The sequence below is a fragment of the Niveispirillum fermenti genome (genome assembly GCF_048066175.1).
In the GTDB taxonomy this organism is placed as follows: domain Bacteria; phylum Pseudomonadota; class Alphaproteobacteria; order Azospirillales; family Azospirillaceae; genus Niveispirillum; species Niveispirillum fermenti.
This window is the reverse complement of the sequence record NZ_JBLTXA010000031.1, coordinates 41,496-58,984: the sequence shown is the minus strand read 5'-3', so window position 1 is coordinate 58,984 and position 17,489 is coordinate 41,496. Positions and strand designations below refer to the sequence as shown.

Here is a 17,489-nt window from a genome sequence, read left to right as displayed (position 1 = left end):
TTATAGAAGCTCCATCGCCAAATTTAATTTCGATATCATCAATAGAATATACGATCTCATATCTTATAATGAATAGTGACATTCTGATGGAAACAAGAGCTATATCTACAGATTTATGAAATGAATATTTATTTCTTACCAAATTATTTAGTTCATTGATATTTACATTATATTCAATCACATCTACAACAGTGGGATTGTAAGATTCTTCGGTGACAAAATTAAATCCAGAATAATTGGACACCTCCGGAAACCGTCAATTTTTGCTATGATATGTCATGCAGCCTGTATCGGGGTTGGTCATGACAGGACAGGGTGGCTTCTGGGATTTTGAGGACCGTCTTCGTGAGTTGTCGGCGGAGGGTGATCCGCTGGAGCGTCTGTCGGCGACGGTCGATTTTGAGCAATTCCGACCGGTTCTGGCCAAGGCCCTGCGGCGCGGTGACCCGCGCAAGGGCGGTCGCCCGCCGTTTGACGCGGTGCTGAAATTCAAGATGCTGGTGTTGCAGGCGCTGCACGGGCTGTCGCTGCAACAGACGTCGGATCTGGTGCGCGACCGGCTGAGCTGGATGCGGTTCTGCGGGCTGGGTCCGGGGGATGGGGTGCCCGATGCCAACACGCTGTGGGACTTCCGCGAGGCGTTGATCGGTGCCCGCGCACTGGACGCGCTGTTCATGCGTCTGGAGCAGGCGATCAGTGCCGCGGGCTATCTGCCGATGTCGGGCCAGATTGTGGATGCGACCCTGGTGGCGGCTCCGCGCCAACGCAACCGGGAGGATGAGAAGGCGGCGATCAAGCAGGGCCGGTCAGCCCAGGAGATTTGGCCTGACCAGCCAGCCAAAGCGGCGCAGAAGGATGTGGACGCGCGCTGGACGGTGAAATTCAGCAAGGCCAAGCCGGCGGTCGAGGGCACGCCGCAGCCGCCCGACATCGCCATCCCGGACTTTGGCTACAAGGCGCATATCGCCATCGACCGCCGGCATGGGGTGATCCGGCGTCGGCTGGTCAGCGATGCCGCCGCCCATGACGGGGCGCGCCTGCGCGAGGGGTTGATCGACCCGGACAATACGGCATCGGGCGTGTGGGCCGACACGGCCTATCGCTCGCAGGCTAATGAGGACTTCCTGCGCGAGGCCGGCAAGGTCAGCCATATCCACGTCAAGAAACCCAAGGGCAAGCCGATGTCCGACCGCACCGCTCGTGCCAATGCCCGCAAATCCGCCATCCGCGCCAAGGTCGAGCATCCGTTCGCCATGCTGAAGGGACCGATGCGGCTCTTCATCCGCACCATCGGCATCAAACGCGCCATGGCGGCCATCACGCTGGCCGCCATGGCCTACAACATGAAACGATGGGTCTGGCTCGACGGAAGAACTGCGTCCGCATGACGCCAGAACCGCCCGCAAGGGCGGCTGCACCAGGCAGTGATACCCCAAAAAGCCGCCAGACCGGCGCTGGGCAGCCCGAATTTCGCTCCGATTGACCACATCACAAAGGGTTATCGGAGGTGTCCACCTTATCAACCCGAACAAGCACATGGTCCGCAGGCACCAGGTCCCGCAGCAAGCCCGACACAAACAACTCAGGCTGACGACGATCCTTCTGACCCAACATGACGATGCCTCCCGTGACATCGCCATCGAATCAAAATGTCAGGGCTTTCTCAACAGGCCCAGGAGATTGGTATAACTCAATGGTGGGTCAATTCTCGACGGAAATCCCGGGTCAGTTCCGCGTGGAAATCAACAAACCCAACTATGGCACAGCGATGCCGGGGGCCGTCCACCCTAACAATTGCGAGGAGTGGAACTCACCGCACTTGGATATTACAGCCCCGCCACCTTGCGTAATGTTTCATTGATACGGCTTTGCCAACCGGGGCCGGTGGCACGAAAATGTTCGACCACGTCGGGGTCCAGGCGCAGGTTGAGCGCCACCTTGGGCGCTGCCGATTTCGGCCGGCCCGCACGCTTCATTGTGGCCGCCGCGGGGCGGATGACGGTGCCGGCTGTGGCAAGCTCCGCCTGTTCGAAGAATTCATCGGTCAGTTCGGGGGCGTCGTCGGGGTCTGGCCAGGGCCGCCCGGAACCGCTGTTGTTCGCGTTCATTTGCCTTCCTCATGCTGATGATGCGCCGTCCGCCATCGGCCGCGGTCGACACGATCACCACCATTCGATCCGCCAGCATGCCGGCCCTGATAAACTGATCCTCACCATAATCGAACCGGTCGTCCTTCATGGTGAAGGTGAGCCCGGCGAAAAACTGGGCGGCATCGGCAAAATCCAGGCCCCGTTCGGCCAGGGTGCGATCACGCTTGGTCGGATCGAAGATGATACTCACAGATATTTCTGTATCCACAATAATGGTACCGGTCAAGGTGTTTTTTGTGAATACAGAAATCAATTGATATACGCCCGCCTCACCCCGTCTCGTCCAGCCAGGCGGCCACCCAGAGCAGGGGGGCGTTCCAGTTGATGGTGACCTCGTTCAGCGTATAGAGGTGGATATCGTCCAGCCAGCAGGCCTGGGGCGCGCAGGGGCCGCCCAGTTTTTCCAGCGCCTCCTTCCCCGGCCGGGCGTTGGGGCCGCCCGACAGCACGCCGGGGGGCGGGGGTGGCAGGGCGGGGTCCAGGGACGGGGCCCAGAAACGGTGGTGCGGGTGGCGCATCGGCCGGGCGCCGTAACCGCTGATATAGGACTGGTCCAGCGGGTTGCGGCCCAGCAGATAATCCATGACATCGACCACCTTGTCGCGATACCGCGCCTCGCCCGTCGCGTCATGGGCATGGGCCAGCACGATGGCGCGGTTCAGCAGGCCGGCGTTCGATCCCCAGCCATAGGCCGTGGCGGCCAGCGGCTGGCGGTAACCCGCCCCCGCACCATCGTGCAGGAACCGGTCGGCGCCGTTGCGGATGGCCCGGGCCACCTGCCCGGCCTGGGCCGGCGGCAGCGCGCCTTCCTGCAGGGACAGGCTGAGCAGGCCCAGCGGGGCGACCTGCGGCCAGGCGGGCTCGGCCACGGCATCCGCCGCGAAATGGGGCGACCCCGTGACCGGGCCGGCGAAGACGGGCAGCCGCGTGGTCGCCAGCAGTTCGGCGGCAGCCCAGAAGAACTCGTCCGACAGGTCATCATCGCCATAGCCGCCGCTGCCCTCGAAATCGCCCAGCGCGTGGGCGTCGGGCACGCGGCGCGCCGCCTCCCAGGCCCGCACGGCGGCGCGCAGGCAGCGTTCGGCAAAGGCGGGGTCGATGGTGCGCCACAGCCGGGCCGCCTGGGCCGCCGTCGCGGCCAGGTTCAAGGTGGCGGCCGTGCCGGGCGGATAGAGGAAGCGGGGCTCGGGATCCAGGTGCGGCGGCATGGGCAGCGCCGTCCAGCGCCTGTCCGCCACCTTGTGGTGCGCCATGCCAGAGGCATCCACCAGGGTGAAGCGCAGCCGCTCCCCCGGCTTCTGGGGTCCCAGCGGCAGGGCCATGCGCGTGCCGGCCGGCACCTGCATGGACAGCATGAATTCCATCTGCCAGCGCGCCTCGTCCAGCAGGTCGGGCACGCCGTTGCCGGCCTCCGGCATGGCGGCGGACCCGTCGGGGAAGGGCGGGGGCTTGCCGCGCGCCAGGGCGCGTTCATGCAGGTGCAGAAGCGTCCACAGCGCGATGCCGCCATTCACGACATATTTGCCGTGGTCGCCGGCATCGTACCAGCCGCCCGTCACGTCCAGCCGGTGGGCGCAGGCCGGCCAGTCATTGCCATTGCGGTCGCGGCCGCCGAAACAGGGCACCACCTCGCCGACATGCCCCGCCGGCCGGGCCCATTGCGCCCCCACGAACCGCGCCTCGATCGGCATGCCGGCGCGGTTATGGTGGAAATAGGCCAGGGCATCGCGCTTCAACGCGCCATAGGGGCCGTCGCCGATGGAAAAGGGCCGGCTTCGCAACGGCCCGACGGTCAGGACGAAACCGTCGCCGCGCGCCACAACAGCGCTGAAATCCACCTGATGCAGGTGCTGGCCCGAGGCGGCATCGTCGCCCGTCACGCTGCTGTGGCCCGCCGCCACGACATGGCCCGCCGCATCATGCAGGGTCCAGGGCAGGGGGGTGCGGGCGGGATGGGGCAGGATGGCATGCTTTCCCGCCCGCGCCAGCAGCCCCGCCTGGTTCAGCCGCACGGGTGCGATGTCCCCCGCCGCCGCCCCGGTGCCGGTGCCGGCCGCCGGGGCGGCGGTGACCGGGGCCGGGGAGAGGAGAAGGAGGAGGGGCAGCCAGAGGCCGGCGGCCAGGGCGGCCGCGCGCGTGGATCGTCCGGACATGCCCGTTACTTCCCCGCGGTGGCCGATTGGGCGAAGGGGCCGATCATGGCGCCGATGAAGCTGTTGGCGGCCTTGGTGGACAGGATCTTGCCGTCCGCCCCGGCCAGCACGGTGCGCCATTCTTCCCCCGCCGCCGCCGCGTCGGTGGCGACAAGGAAATCATAGGCCCCGCCCCGCGCCACGATACGCAGATAAAGCGGCCCGTCATCGGGCACGGGCAGAGAGGCCAGAAGCCGTCCGTCGGCCGGCGCCTGCGGCCCGTCGCGCATGGCGACCTGTGCCACCCGGTCCTTGCCCCGGCGTTCCACGGTGAAGCGATACCAGTATTCGTCGCTCTGCACGGCGGCCAGCCCGGCCCGGTCGCCGGGCCGGACGGGGGCGAAATGCATCTCCGTGGTGACCAAGGCGTTCATATGCTGCTGCCGGCGTGCCCAGAAGGCCGGGTTTCCATGGTCGGACAGGCCCACCGGCGTCAGGCGCAGCGTCAGGAAGCCGGCATCCTCGGTCAGGCTGTACCAGTCGCCCCGGGGATTGCGCGCCATCATCCAATAGGGCGGCAGGGCCGGCCCGTCGAATTCGTCGCGCACGGCGAAGGGGCCGGATGTGGGCACGGGCGCCGGCGGCTGTGCCGGCAGGCCGGGCCGCGCATGGGTCAGGGCGATGGCTTCTCCCGGCTGCGTGATGCGTGGCCAGCCATCCACCCAGCGCACGGGCAGCAGATAGGTGTCGCGGCCGGTATTATAGTAATCCCCCTCATAGGGGCGCACGGCCAGGAAGGTGGCCCACCATTCCCCGTTCGGCAGTTCCACGAAATCGGCATGCCCCGCCGACGTGACGGGATGCGGCCGGTCGGGGTCCAGGTCGCGCTGCGTCAGGATGGGATTGACGGGTCCGGGCACATAGGGGCCCATGGGGGCGTCGGCGCGCAGCACGACCTGGGAATGGTTGATGGCCGTCCCGCCCTCTGCCGCGATCAGATAATAATGGCCGTCCTTGCGGATGATGTGCGGCCCCTCGATCCAGATGGGCCGGGTCGACGGATCGATCCCGCCATCGACCAGCAACTGCCGCGGCCCCACGGTCTTCAGCGCCCCGGCGTCGAATTCCTGGATCCAGATGGCGCGGTGCCCGTCATAAAGCGGCGCGCCCGGCGGCGGGCCGTTATTCAGCAGATAGGCCCGGCCGTCATCATCGAAGAAGAGGGACGGATCGATCCCTTCCTCCAGATCGGGCAGCCAGACCGGATCGCTCCACGGTCCGGCCGGGTCGCGGGCCGTGATCACGAAATTGCCGCCGCAATCCACGCAGGTGTTGACGATGTAGAAAACCCCGTCGCGATGCTCGATCGCCGGGGCGAACACGCCGCGCGACAGGCCCAGGCTCCCGAAATCCAGCATGCCGGGCCGGTCGATGGCGTTGCCGATCTGCGTCCAGTTCACCAGATCGCGGCTGTGAAAGACCGGAAGGCCCGGAAACCAGGTGAAGGTGGAATGGACCAGGTAATAATCATCGCCCACCCGCGTGATCGACGGGTCGGGGTAATAGCCGGCCAGGATGGGATTGCGGTAATCCCCCGGACCCGGCCGGGCCACGGCGTCCGACGGGTCCGACCCCTGATAGTCCAGCCAGCCGAACCGCGCCACCGCGCCCGCCCCGGCCTCCGCTCCGCCCGCCGATGCCGGCGCCAGCCCGGATGCCAGCGTCAATACCAGTCCCAGCGCCGCACGCGGCGCCCAGCTTGCCCATCCCATTTACTTCCTCCCTGACGCGCCTTGATCTTGTTAGCGCTATCATGCGGAAGAAGGGCGGCGCTGTCCAGGGAGGATGAGGGGCTGGTGCAAGGGCGGAAGGCGGTGGCCGTCAGGCCCGCTTCGGCGGCCAGGGGATGAAGCCGGAGGTGCGGCGGATATAATCCTCGTAACCGGGTTTGGTACGGGCCATGCGCCGTTCCACGGTGGGGGCGCCCGACCATTTCATCAGCGTCCAGGTGAGCAGCAGCGGCCCCGGCAGTGCCCACAGGCCCGGCCCGGTCTCGGCCGCGATCAGGTACAGGCCCCACCAGGCGCAGGCATCGCCGAAATAGTTGGGATGGCGGGTATAGCGCCACAGGCCGCGGGACATCACCTGTCCCTTGTTGGCGGGATCGGCCTTGAACCGCACGAGTTGCCAGTCGGCCAGCGTTTCAAACGCGATACCGAACAGGCAGAGCCCCGCCCCGGCCCAGCCCAGCAGGCCCAGCGGCGTGCTGGTGTCGATCTGGCCCAGTTGCACGGGCAGACAGACGATCAGCAGCAGCGGCGCCTGGGTGGCGAACACCAGGATCAGCGAGGCGACGGGCAGGCTCCAGCCGCGGGCGGCCTGCGCCTTGCCCAGCATGGCCACATAGCGCCGGTCCGGCCCGTGATGGCGCCAGCGCCACAGCATGTAGCCGCCCAGCCGGCCGCCCCACAGGGCGACCAGACCCAGCAGCAGATATTGCCGCGGGGCGCCGTCCCCCACGCCGCCCGCCATCTGGACATAGGTGCTGGCGGCCACCAGCACCATGCCCAGACCCCAGACGGCGTCCACGGGCGTCATGTCGCCGATGGCCAGGCAGATGGCCCACAGGATCAGGAAGGCGATGATGATCACTGCCGCGTTGGTCAGCAGCAGGCTGGCTGTTTCCATGGCTTGGCGCTCCCTGGTCGATGCCCCTGCCCCTGTCCCGCGCTGACGGCGGGCAGGGGCAGGGGCTTCCTCGTTTGCCGCTCGTGTCCGTCGGGCTTTGCGTGCCGACCGGATCAGAACCGGGTGGACAGGCGGGCGCCGTAGGTGCGCGGCGCGCCGTACAGCGACACCTCGTCCCCGGCGAAGGGGATGATGCTGGTCCGGTACAGTTTGTCCGTCAGGTTCTTGCCATAGACGGTGAACTGCCAGGCACCGTCCGTCGTGCCCAGGCTGACACGGGCATCCAGCAGCCCGTAACCCGGTTCGACATTGGTGTTCTCCGGCCCCCAGAAGATGTTGTCCTGGTAGACATAGGCGACATTGGTGGAAAGCCGCATGTCGCTGCCGACATCGATGGCGTAATTGGCGCTGACGCTGAACTGGTAATCGGGCGTGCGCAGCATCTTGTTGCCGGTGAATTCCAGGTTGCGCGCGGCGTCCAGATACTTGCCATAGCGCGCATGCAGCAGCGAGCCGGAGGCCGACAGGGTCAGTTCCCGCGTCGGCTGCACCTGCACTTCCGCCTCCAGCCCCTTGATCTTGGCCGACGCGGCATTGGCCACCACCAGGGTCAGGGCCACGTCGTCCAGCTGCTCCACCTGCAGGTCCTTGAAGTCGGTGTAGAAGGCAGCCAGGTTGAAGCGCATGCGGTTGTCGAGCAGGTCGGTCTTGATGCCGGCCTCGTAATTCCAGGCGGTTTCCGGGTTATAGGCCAGGGAGGCGGTGGCCGCGTCGGCCGCCGCGCTCTGCCAGCCACCGCCCTTGAAGCCGCGCGTGACGGAGCCATAGACCATGGTGCCGTTGCCCGACGACCATTCCAGCAGCACGCGCGGCGTCAGCCGGCGCCAGGTCTGGTCGACCTTGATGTGATAGGGGCCCAGCAGCGGGGCCGGCGACAGGGCATTGTCCATGCCGTCGGGACCCAGGCTCAGGATGCGCGCCTCGGAATCGAAGCTCTTGTGATCGATCGTGTAGCGCATGCCGGCCGACAGGGTCAGATCGGTGGTCAGATCATATTCCAGTTCGCCGAACGCGGCATAATTGGGTGCCTTGCCCGTCTGGATGAAGATATTGTCGCCATCCAGCGTGTCGCGCGTGCTGCCCGCCCCGCCCGGCAGGAAGGAATTGGCCGTGTTGCGCGACGAACGGTCCGTCGTCTCCTTCAGGAAATAAAGGCCGGACACCCAGCGCAGCGGCTGATCCTGGGCCGAAGCCAGGCGCAGTTCCTGCGTGATGCCGACATAATCTTCCGTCTGGGTCAGCATGCTGTCGGTGATCGAGGGCGGGGAGCCGGCACCCGGCTGGCTCCAGCGGTTCGACGCCTCGCCCCGGCGCACCGCGGCGACATAGGTCAGGACCGGCCCGTCGAAATCATAATCGGCCCGTACCGTCAGGCCCGAGGTGCGCCGCTTCATGTACTGGTCGTGCGGCGTTTCGGTGGTGCGGGGATTGTCGGAAATCAGGTTGGGCGTGATGAAGCCGAAGCCGGCCCGCGTCGGGTCGTCCACGGCATGGCGGGCCGACCCGCCGCCGCTGTCGCGCCCGGCATCGGCCACCACCAGGATGGACAGCGCCTCGTTCGGGTCGAACTGCACCGACAGGCGGCCGGCAAAGCTGTCGATATCCTCCAGCTCCTGCCCCGTCACGATGTTGGTGGCATAGCCGTCATGGCGGTTCTGGTAGAAGGACAGGCGCGCCTTCACCGTGTCGGACAGGGCGCCCGTGATATAGGCCTGGCTGGCGATGGCGCCGTAATTGCCCATGCTGACCGACGCGAAGCCCTCCAGCTCCTCCTTCGGGCGGGCCGTCACGAAGCTGATGGCGCCGCCCACGACATTCTTGCCGAACAGCGTGCCCTGCGGCCCGCGCAGCACCTCCACCCGCTCCAGGTCGAAGATGGGCGGCGTTGCCGTGCCGCGGCGGCCGATATAGACCTCGTCCAGGAAGACGCCGACGGACGGATCGGCCGTGGCGCTGTTCAGGCGCACCGTGCCGATGCCGCGGATGAACAGCTCCTGTTCCAGCGCGTTCTGCTGCTGGAAGGTGAAGCTGGGCGTGCGCGAGGCGAGGTCGGAAATGTCGGTGATGGCGGCGGCGCGCAGCGTCTCCCCATCGATGGCGGTCACGGCGACGGGCACGTTCTGCAGGCTTTCCGCCCGCTTGCGCGCCGTCACGACGATCTCGGCCAGGAAGGGCTGGTCGTTCGCGGCGGCCGTGGCGGCCGGCGCCGATTGTGCCAGGGCCGGGCCGGACGTGGCGCCCAGCAGGGCGGCCAGCAGCCCGGCGGCCGGCCAATGGCGGCGGTTTGCCGCCTGAATTCCGTTGATCATGATTTCCCCCTTAGCTGCGAATTCTTATTGGTATGTTTACGCAAGTCACAAATCTCACCATCCGCTCGCGCCTGTCAAGCTGGACTTCAACTATTTTCTGCGGAAAATTTTGTGCGTATGCACAGTGCGCTTCGGGAAGCCGGTGGCGGATCAACGCTTGCGTAAACGTACCATAGACGATATAAACTTGCATAACCATACTAATCATGCATGGGGAGAACCATTGCCATGGTCTATGTGCTTGGCGGGTGGCAAAGCGATTTTGCGTCCAACTGGACGCGCCAGGGAATGGATATCCTGGCCGGGTTCACGCAGACGGTTCAGCAGGGGCTGGCGGTCACGGGCCTGGATGCGGCCGAGGTCGATTGCGGCCATGTCGGTAATTTCGTGGCCGAACTGTTCGTGGGCCAGGGGCTGCTGGGCGGGTTCTTCGGCCATGCCGATCCGGGTTTCGACGGCATGCCCACGGCCCGGCACGAGGCGGCCTGCGCCTCCGGCTCGCTGGCCGTGCAGGCGGCCATGGCGGATATCGAGGCGGGCCGCCACGGGCTGGCCTGTGTCGTGGGGCTGGAACTGATGCGCAACGTGCCGGGCGTCACGGCGGCCGACCATCTGGGGGCTGCCTGCCTGCGCGGGCAGGAATTCACCGATTGCCGCTATGTCTGGCCCCAGGCCTTTTCCGACCTGGCCGATGAATATGAACGGCGCTATGGGCTGGACCCGGCCCATCTCTGGCGCATCGCAGAGGTGAATTTCACCAACGCCCGGCGCAATCCCAATGCCCAGACGCGCAACTGGACCTTCACCGACCGCAGCTTCACCGACGATGCGGAGGCCAATCCGTTCGTGGAGGGGCGGACGCGCAAGATGGAATGCGGTCAGGTGACCGACGGGGCCGCCGTGCTGTTCCTGGCCTCGCCCGAACGCGCGGCCGATTATGCCCGCCGGCGGGGGATCGCGCTGTCCGACCTGCCCCGCATCACGGGCTGGGGCCACCGGTCGGCCGCCATCGGCTATCGCCGCAAGCTGGCCGACGGGGCGGGGGCCGAGCATGTCTTCCCGCAGGTGCGCCGCGCCATCCTGGATGCGCGCCAGCGGGCAGGCATCACCGACCTGTCGCAGATCCACGCCGTGGAAACCCATGATTGCTTCGCCATGACCGAATACATGGCCATCGACCATCTGGGCCTGACCGCGCCCGGCGAGGCGTGGAAGGCCGTGGAGGAGGGCGCCATCGAGATGGGGGGCCGGCTGCCCATCAACCCGTCCGGCGGGCTGATCGGCTTGGGCCACCCCGTGGGGGCCACGGGCGTGCGCATGGTGCTGGACGCCGCCCGGCAGGTGACCGGTATGGCCGGCGGCTATCAGGTGGAAGGGGCACGGGCCGTGCAAACGCTGAATATCGGCGGCTCCACCACCACCACCGTCAGCTTCATCGTCGAGCGGAGGGCCGCCTGATGGACCGCCGCACCATCCTGGCCGGAGTGCCCGCCATGATCACAGCAGCCCCCCTGGCAGCAGCCACCGCAGCCAGTGCGGCCCCCGCGCCCGACCGCCGGCTGAACCAGTTCAAGGCCGTCATCGCCGACTGGAAGCGCCAGGATATCGACGCCGTGCTGGCCCGGCTGCATGACGATATCGTCTGGCATTTCGCGGCGGCCGTGGTGCCGCCGCTGCGCGGCAAGGCCGCCGCCCGCGCCTTTCTGGAGAAATTCTCGCAGGAGGTGGCGGAGGTGCGCTGGCGCCTATTCCACGCCGCCGAGCAGGGCGACCGGCTGTTCGTGGAAGGGGTTGACGAGTTCGTGCGCGCCGATGGCCGCAAGGTGGCCGTGCCCTATGCCGGCATCATGGAATTTGACGGCGACCTGATCATCGGCTGGCGCGACTATATCGACCGGTCGGTGATCGAGGCGATGCGGCGGGGCGAACCCTATCCCCCGCAGGTGGTTGAACTGATCGACCGGGAGGCCCTGTGATGGACATGACGACCGTTCCCTTCCGCGAGGCCGATTTCATGCCGGTCGATCTGGCCATCGACCGCGCGGCCGATGGCAGCATCCGGCTGCGGTCCCGCCTGGACCTGCATATTCCCGACGCCAACATCCCGCGCGCCATCCGGGCCCGCGCCCGCCGGCATCCCGACCGGCTGGCCCTGGCCTGGCGCGGGGCCGACGGGGCCTGGGAAAAGCGCAGCTTCGGCGCGCTGGCCGATGATATCGCGGCGGCGGCCGGCTGGCTGTCGGCCCATGTGCCGGCCGGGGGCACGCTTCTGATCATGGGGGTGAACAGCCACGCCACGGCCGTGCTGACCTATGCCGCCTTCACGGCGGGGGTGCGGGTCAGTCTGGTCGGCATCTCCTACGGGCTGGCCGGCGGCAATCTGGCGCGGCTGCGCCATGTCTTCGCCAAGGTCGGGCCGGTCATGGCCTATGTCGATCCGCATCCGGCCCTGGCCGGCGCCATCGATGCCGTGGCCCCGGCCGGCATGCCCGTGATCAGCACGGCGCCCCTGGGGCTGGACCGGCCCGTCATCGGCTTCGACGCGCTGCTGGCCACACCGGCCGCCGCCGATCTGGATCAGGCCATCGGGGCGCTGGATGTCACGGCGCCGGCCTGTCTGATGCTGACCTCCGGTTCCACGGGCCTGCCCAAGGTCGTGCCGCTCAGCCTGACCAATCTGGCGGCCAGCACGGCGCAGGGCATGGCCACGGCGGGTGGTGCGCTGGGGCCGGACGGCGACATCGTGGACTGGCTGCCCTGGCACCATGCCGCCGGCGCGTCGGTCCTGCGTATCGCGCTGCTGGAGGGGTATTCGCTCTGGGTCGACAATGGCAAGCCCATGCCCGGCCTGTTCGGCGAGACGGTGCGCAACCTGCGCGAGGTGTCGGTCGGCTATTACAACAATGTGCCGGCCGGCTATGCCCTGCTGGCCGATGCGCTGGAACAGGACCCGGTGCTGCGCCGCACCTTCTACAGCCGCATGCGCATGATGCTGTATGGCGGCGCGGGTCTGGCCCAGCATGTCTATGACCGCCTGCAGCGCATGGCGATCGAGGAGACGGGCCACCGCGTCCATATCACCTCCGGCTATGGCATGACGGAATCGACAACGGGCTGTCTGGTCACCCATTTCCCGACCGACAAGGTGGGCATCGGCCTGCCCGCACCGGGGGTGGAGGTGAAGCTGGTGCCCTATGACGGGCGGTACGAGCTGCGCCTGCGCGGGCCCAATGTGATGGCGGCCTATCTGGATGATCCCGACCGGACGGCCGCCGCCTTCGACGAGGATGGCTTCTACCGGTCCGGCGATCTGGCCCATTTCCATGACGAGGCGCGGCCCGAGGCGGGTCTGGCCTTTGCCGGGCGGCTGGCGGAGGAATTCAAGCTGGATAACGGCACCTGGGTTCAGGGCGGGCATCTGCGCGACCTGTTGCTGGGCCATCTGGCGCCGCTGGTGCTGGATCTGGTCTTCACCGACGACAACCGGCCGTGGCTGGGCCTGTTGTTCTGGCCACGTCCCGGCGCCCCGGCCGATGTGCTGGACCAGGTGGCCGGGCGGCTGCGCGATTTCAACCGCGATCAGGCGGGCCGGTCCGCCACCGTGGCGCGCGTGGCCATGCTGACCACCCCGCCCAACCCCGACTGGCATGAATTGTCGGACAAGGGCACCATCAACCGCCGCGCCGTCATCGACCACCGCGCCGACATCGTGGCCGATCTTTACAGCGCCAACCCCGGCCCGGCCGTGCGGGTGCTGTAGGCAGGGAAGCGGGGTGCCGCCGCCGGGCGGCACCCCGCCTTTTCTCCCCGTGCTGTCTCTGCGCGCTGTCTTTCCCGGCCGGACCGGCTGCCGGATCAGGCCGTGAAGAAATCGGCCCGCGCCACGCCCTGCGGGTCATAGACGGGTTCGATCAGATCGACGCGGTACTTGCGTGCCTCCGCGGCCGTCATGCCGGCCTGTTGCAGCAGGCCGACCATGGTGCTGTAGGCGGGGGCGGCGAAATGGGCACGCAGGGCCGCCTCGTCGCGCCATTCCTCGAACACGTTCACGCGGGCCGGGTTCCTGTGATCGGCGCCCCAGCTATATTCCACGCACCCATCCTCGGCCAGCGCCTCCTGGATCAGGGGGTCGGCATCGGTCAGGAATTGCGCGCGCAGGGCAGGGTCCACGTCCAGCGTGGCCATGATGATGATGGGCATCGTGCTTGTCCTTGATGGGGGGCCGGGTCAGAGGCGGGGCGGCGGGGCGGCCGGATCATCCTTCAGGTAATGATCGACCCAGCGGTGGAAATATTGATTGCCGCGTTCGTTGCGGCCGAAGGTGACATGGTCCAGCGCGCCGGCCTCCAGCCCTTTCTGGATGGACAGGCCCAGCACGTAATCCTCCTGGTTCGTCACATCCCCGAAGAAGCTGGCCATCATGGCCATCTTCTCCCGCTCCGCCTCGTCCGCCGGGGCGTTGGGGGTGGCATAGGTCAGGATGGTGCGGTTCTGCCCCGGCGCCGGCCCCGGCAGCAGCAGGGCGATCTGTGCGATCTCCGGCGCCACGAAGATGGACAGGTTGGGGAACAGGGTGCGCACGAAATCGAACCCGTCATTCTGGTGCCGGTGCCATTCGTCGCGCGGCACATCGCGCAGCCTGCCGATGCTGCGCTGGGGGAAGCCGATGCGCAGATGCGGCCCGAACCCCTCGAAATGCATGATGTTGGAGAAGGTGCGCGGATGCACCGTTTCCGGGTGCGCGGCGGCGAAATGATACCCTTCCAGATAGCCGTCATAGGCGATCTTCCAGTTGGCGCCGGAAATCTCCCGGTTGCCGCAGAAATGCCATTTGCCGAAATTCAGGCTTTCCAGATCGTCCAGCATGCCGCCCAGATAGGATTTTACATCGATCTCCAGGCCCGGCGTCAGGATCACGAAGATCATCCCGGCCACTTCCTGGCAGGCAAGCGGCTTCAGCCGGTGGCAATCCTTGTCCACCTCCCCGAACTTGGCCTTTTCCGACACGGCCAGCAGGCGGCCGTCATTATGGAAGGACCAGGCATGATAGGGACAGGTGAAGCGGCTGGCCGATCCCTGGCCCGGCTTCACCAGCGGCGCGCCGCGATGGGTGCAGACATTCAGCATGGCATGCACCTGGCCCGCCCGGTCACGGGTGATCAGGACGGGCACGCCCATCGCCTCCATCGCCTTGTAATCGCCGGGCGCCGGCAGTTCGATGGACAGGGCCAGCATCAGGGGCAGGCGCCGGAAGATCAGGGCCATTTCCCGCTCGAACCGGGCCGGGTCCAGATAATCGGCGGCCGGCACCTTCAGGATGTCCGCCGCCTGATCGGTGGTCTGGGTTTCCACATAGGTCAGCATCGCCTCGGCCGACCGGTTGATCTGTTCCGCCAGCGCCGTCATACCGCCTCCCCCGATGTGCAAACGGGCTGGCCGCGGAACCGCCCCGCGCGCCACCCGAATGATTTATGATTCATTCGTCATGTTCACTATCCGCAACCGGCTTGTCAAGCCGGGTTTGATTGCGTTTCAGCGAATTTGCATAAACGCCGGGCCGGGGCGGGTTCGCGCTTGACAGGCCGGGCGTTTGCGCTGAAATAATGACTAATGAATCATAAATCGTAATAAGCCGTGGCCATAAGCCGGCAGGCAGGAGGGGGTCACCTGCCGCCTGCCGGCAATGCCGGCCCCGGCCGACAGACAGGGAGGATGGAGAAGATGGGTCGTTTGCAGGGTAAGGTCGCCCTTGTCACGGGTGCCGCGTCCAACCCCGGCCTGGGCTATGCCACGGCCTGCCGCCTGGCGGCCGAGGGCGCCCGGCTGGTCGTGACCGACATGGATGCCGATGGCGCCGGCCTGTGCGCCGCCGCCATCCGGGGGGCGGGCGGGGAGGCCCTTCATCTGCGCCAGGATGTGGTGTCGGAAGATGATTGGGCGCACGCCATCGCGGAAACGGAGAAGACCTTCGGCCGGCTGGACATCCTGGTCAACAATGCCGGCATCCATCTGACCAAGAATGTGGACGACACCACGCCCCGGGAATTCCAGCGGCAGCTGGATGTCAACCTGATGGGCACCTTCCTGGGGGTGAAGACGGCCCTGCCGCTGCTGCGCCGGTCGGGCGGCGGGTCGATCGTCAACCTGTCCTCCATCGCCGGCACCCTGGGCATTTCGGGCCTGTCGGCCTATGCGGCGGCCAAGGGCGGGGTGCGGTCCATGACCAAGACCATCGCCATCGAAGGCGCGCCCGACAATATCCGCTGCAATTCCATCCATCCCGGCATGATCTGGACCAACATGATGATGCAGGCATCCGTCAGTGCGGAGGCGGTGAAGGATGCGCTGATGGCCGCCATTCCGCTGGGGCGCATGGGGGAACCCGATGATATCGCCAATGCCGTGCTGTTCCTGGCGTCCGACGAAAGCCGGTACATCACGGGCATCGAGCTTTATGTCGATGGCGGCATGTGGGCGCAGTGAGGGCAAGGGGGGGCAAGCGCCATGATCGATCGTGGATTGCAGGGCGCGCGCGTCCTGGTGACGGGTGCCTTGCGCGGGATCGGGCTGGCCACGGCGGAACGGCTGGTGGCGGAAGGGGCGCAGGTGGCCGTGACCGACCTGTCCCCGCCCGATGATCCGCTGGTGGGCCAGGTGGTGGGCCGGCTGGGACCGGCCGCCGACTATCTGCGCCTGGACGTGACGTCGGAGGCGGATTGGGACCTGGCGCGCGGCTGGGTGGAAAGCCGCTGGGGCGCGCTGGACGTGCTGGTCAACAATGCCGGAACCGACATGGTCGGCCCCGTCGATCAGGCCAGCCTGGAGGCATGGCACCGGCTGATGCGCGTCAATGTCGACAGCGTGTTCCTGGGCGTGCGGGCCTTCACGGCCGCCCTGGCCGCCGGCGGGCCGGCGCGGCGGGGCGGGTCCAGCGTGGTCAATGTCGCCTCCATCATGGGGCTGGTCGGGTTTGCCGAGACATCGGCCTATAATACCAGCAAGGGGGCCGTGCGCCTGTTCACCAAGGCCGTGGCCATCGAATTCGCGCAGGCGGGCAAGCCCATCCGCGTCAATTCAATCCATCCCGGCTTTGTCGAAACGCCGCTGCTGCATGTCGGCATGCAGCGCTGGGTCGATCAGGGCAAGGCGGCCCGGGCGCAGGATCTGATCGACGCCATCGGCGGCATGACGCCGGCCAGGCGGCTGGCCCGGCCGGACGAAATCGCCGCCGCCATCGCCTTCCTGGCCAGCGATGATGCCAGTTACATGACGGGATCGGAACTGGTCGTCGATGGCGGCTGGACGGCGCAATAGGGGGGCAGCATGATGGATCGTGATCTGAACGGGGCCGTGGCCCTGGTGACCGGGGCCGGTGGCGGCATCGGCCGGGCCATCTGTGCCGCGCTGTCGGGGGCCGGTGCGCATGTCCTGGCGGCCGACCGCCACTGGCCGGCCGATGCCGCCCCGGTGGCGGGGGAAAAGGCCATCCTGGATGTACGCGACGCCGACGCCTGGTCCACGCTGATGCGGGATATCCGCAAGCGTCACGGGCGGCTGGACGTGCTGGTCAACAATGCCGGCATCCCGCTGGTTGCCGCCATCGCCGAAACCACGCTGGACCAGTGGCGCCTGTGCCAGTCGGTGAATGTCGAAGGGCCGCTGCTGGGCATCCAGGCCGCGCTGCCGCTGCTGCGGGAAAGCGGGGCGGCCCGGCCGGGCGGCGCGTCGATCATCAACATCTCGTCGGTCGGCGGCCTGCGCGGGGCGCCGTTCAACGCCGCCTATTGCACGTCCAAGGCCGCGGTCCTGATGCTGACCAAGTCGGCGGCGCTGGAATTCTGTGCGCTTGGCTATCCGATCCGGGTCAATTCCGTGCATCCGGGCGCCGTCGGCACCGCCATGATCCAGGATATCATCGACCGTTATGTCGCGCTGGGGTCGATGGCGTCGGTGGAACAGGCGACGCAGGCCGTGAATGCCATGCACCCGATCGGCCGTCAGGCCCGGCCGGAGGAGATCGCGGCCGGCGTGCTGTTCCTGGCCTCCCCGGCCTCCAGCTATATGGTCGGGTCCGAGCTGGTCATCGATGGCGGCTATACCAGCCGGTGAACGGGCCGCCTGTCCTGGATACCGGTCCCGACAATGATCGG

General features: G+C 67.0%; 16 protein-coding genes. 7 read left to right on the top strand and 9 right to left on the bottom strand.

Annotated elements, in window-relative coordinates; genetic code table 11:
* Positions 1-244: hypothetical protein (locus ACM9LZ_RS21090; protein WP_416621500.1), on the bottom strand; the 244-nt coding region annotated here is incomplete at its 3' end.
* A 58-nt stretch (positions 245-302) separates the two neighbouring features.
* On the opposite strand from ACM9LZ_RS21090, the gene ACM9LZ_RS21085 reads away from it, so the two are divergent.
* Entirely contained in the window at positions 303-1,388 is a 1,086-nt protein-coding gene (locus tag ACM9LZ_RS21085; RefSeq protein WP_416621499.1) for an IS5 family transposase, read from the top strand.
* A 438-nt stretch (positions 1,389-1,826) separates the two neighbouring features.
* Here ACM9LZ_RS21085 and ACM9LZ_RS21080 read toward each other — a convergent pair whose 3' ends face one another.
* From ACM9LZ_RS21080 to ACM9LZ_RS21055, 6 genes are all read right to left on the bottom strand, one after another.
* The gene (locus ACM9LZ_RS21080; protein ID WP_416621498.1) at positions 1,827-2,108 is read right to left on the bottom strand and encodes a BrnA antitoxin family protein; all 282 of its coding nucleotides are present in this window, start codon (positions 2,106-2,108) and stop codon (positions 1,827-1,829) included.
* Complete coding sequence (locus ACM9LZ_RS21075) at positions 2,038-2,376, bottom strand: BrnT family toxin (RefSeq protein WP_416621497.1); 339 nt, start codon at positions 2,374-2,376, stop codon at positions 2,038-2,040. The genes ACM9LZ_RS21080 and ACM9LZ_RS21075 overlap by 71 nt, the downstream gene beginning before the upstream one ends.
* Before the next feature lie 43 nt (positions 2,377-2,419).
* Positions 2,420-4,303 (bottom strand): glycoside hydrolase family 9 protein, encoded by a 1,884-nt coding sequence (locus tag ACM9LZ_RS21070; RefSeq protein WP_416621496.1) that lies wholly within the window; start codon positions 4,301-4,303, stop codon positions 2,420-2,422.
* A 5-nt stretch (positions 4,304-4,308) separates the two neighbouring features.
* Entirely contained in the window at positions 4,309-6,054 is a 1,746-nt protein-coding gene (locus ACM9LZ_RS21065) for a glycoside hydrolase family 43 protein (protein ID WP_416621495.1), read from the bottom strand.
* Between the two features lie 109 nt (positions 6,055-6,163).
* The gene (locus ACM9LZ_RS21060) at positions 6,164-6,970 is read right to left on the bottom strand and encodes a DUF1295 domain-containing protein (protein ID WP_416621494.1); all 807 of its coding nucleotides are present in this window, start codon (positions 6,968-6,970) and stop codon (positions 6,164-6,166) included.
* 113 nt (positions 6,971-7,083) lie between these two features.
* Positions 7,084-9,339, bottom strand: a complete 2,256-nt coding sequence (locus tag ACM9LZ_RS21055; RefSeq protein WP_416621493.1) for a TonB-dependent receptor — start codon at positions 9,337-9,339, stop codon at positions 7,084-7,086.
* Between the two features lie 228 nt (positions 9,340-9,567).
* Here ACM9LZ_RS21055 and ACM9LZ_RS21050 point away from each other — a divergent pair, with 228 nt between their 5' ends.
* From ACM9LZ_RS21050 to ACM9LZ_RS21040, 3 genes are read left to right on the top strand one after another with little or no spacing between them, the layout of a single operon-like run.
* Positions 9,568-10,797: an acetyl-CoA acetyltransferase gene (locus ACM9LZ_RS21050; protein WP_416621492.1), complete on the top strand. Its 1,230-nt coding sequence runs from the start codon at positions 9,568-9,570 to the stop codon at positions 10,795-10,797.
* Positions 10,797-11,315 carry a nuclear transport factor 2 family protein gene (locus tag ACM9LZ_RS21045; RefSeq protein WP_416621491.1) on the top strand — a complete coding sequence of 173 codons (519 nt, stop codon included), beginning with the start codon at positions 10,797-10,799 and terminating at the stop codon, positions 11,313-11,315. Before ACM9LZ_RS21050 ends, ACM9LZ_RS21045 begins: the two co-directional genes overlap by 1 nt.
* The gene (locus tag ACM9LZ_RS21040) at positions 11,315-13,099 is read left to right on the top strand and encodes an AMP-binding protein (protein WP_416621490.1); all 1,785 of its coding nucleotides are present in this window, start codon (positions 11,315-11,317) and stop codon (positions 13,097-13,099) included. The genes ACM9LZ_RS21045 and ACM9LZ_RS21040 overlap by 1 nt, the downstream gene beginning before the upstream one ends.
* 95 nt (positions 13,100-13,194) lie before the next feature.
* Here ACM9LZ_RS21040 and ACM9LZ_RS21035 read toward each other — a convergent pair whose 3' ends face one another.
* Together ACM9LZ_RS21035 and ACM9LZ_RS21030 are read right to left on the bottom strand one after the other, a co-directional pair.
* Positions 13,195-13,539: a putative quinol monooxygenase gene (locus ACM9LZ_RS21035; RefSeq protein WP_416621489.1), complete on the bottom strand. Its 345-nt coding sequence runs from the start codon at positions 13,537-13,539 to the stop codon at positions 13,195-13,197.
* Positions 13,540-13,566: 27 nt separating this feature from the next.
* Entirely contained in the window at positions 13,567-14,745 is a 1,179-nt protein-coding gene (locus ACM9LZ_RS21030; protein ID WP_416621488.1) for an aromatic ring-hydroxylating oxygenase subunit alpha, read from the bottom strand.
* A gap of 315 nt (positions 14,746-15,060) precedes the next feature.
* Here ACM9LZ_RS21030 and ACM9LZ_RS21025 point away from each other — a divergent pair, with 315 nt between their 5' ends.
* Genes ACM9LZ_RS21025 through ACM9LZ_RS21015 form a run of 3 tightly spaced genes read left to right on the top strand, consistent with a single transcriptional unit; the run spans position 15,061 to position 17,448 of the window.
* Entirely contained in the window at positions 15,061-15,822 is a 762-nt protein-coding gene (locus ACM9LZ_RS21025; protein WP_416621487.1) for an SDR family NAD(P)-dependent oxidoreductase, read from the top strand.
* Positions 15,823-15,843: 21 nt separating this feature from the next.
* Positions 15,844-16,653, top strand: coding sequence for an SDR family NAD(P)-dependent oxidoreductase (locus ACM9LZ_RS21020; protein ID WP_416621486.1), 810 nt, complete (start codon positions 15,844-15,846; stop codon positions 16,651-16,653).
* 9 nt (positions 16,654-16,662) lie between these two features.
* Positions 16,663-17,448, top strand: a complete 786-nt coding sequence (locus tag ACM9LZ_RS21015; protein WP_416621485.1) for an SDR family oxidoreductase — start codon at positions 16,663-16,665, stop codon at positions 17,446-17,448.
* Positions 17,449-17,489: the final 41 nt, after the last annotated feature.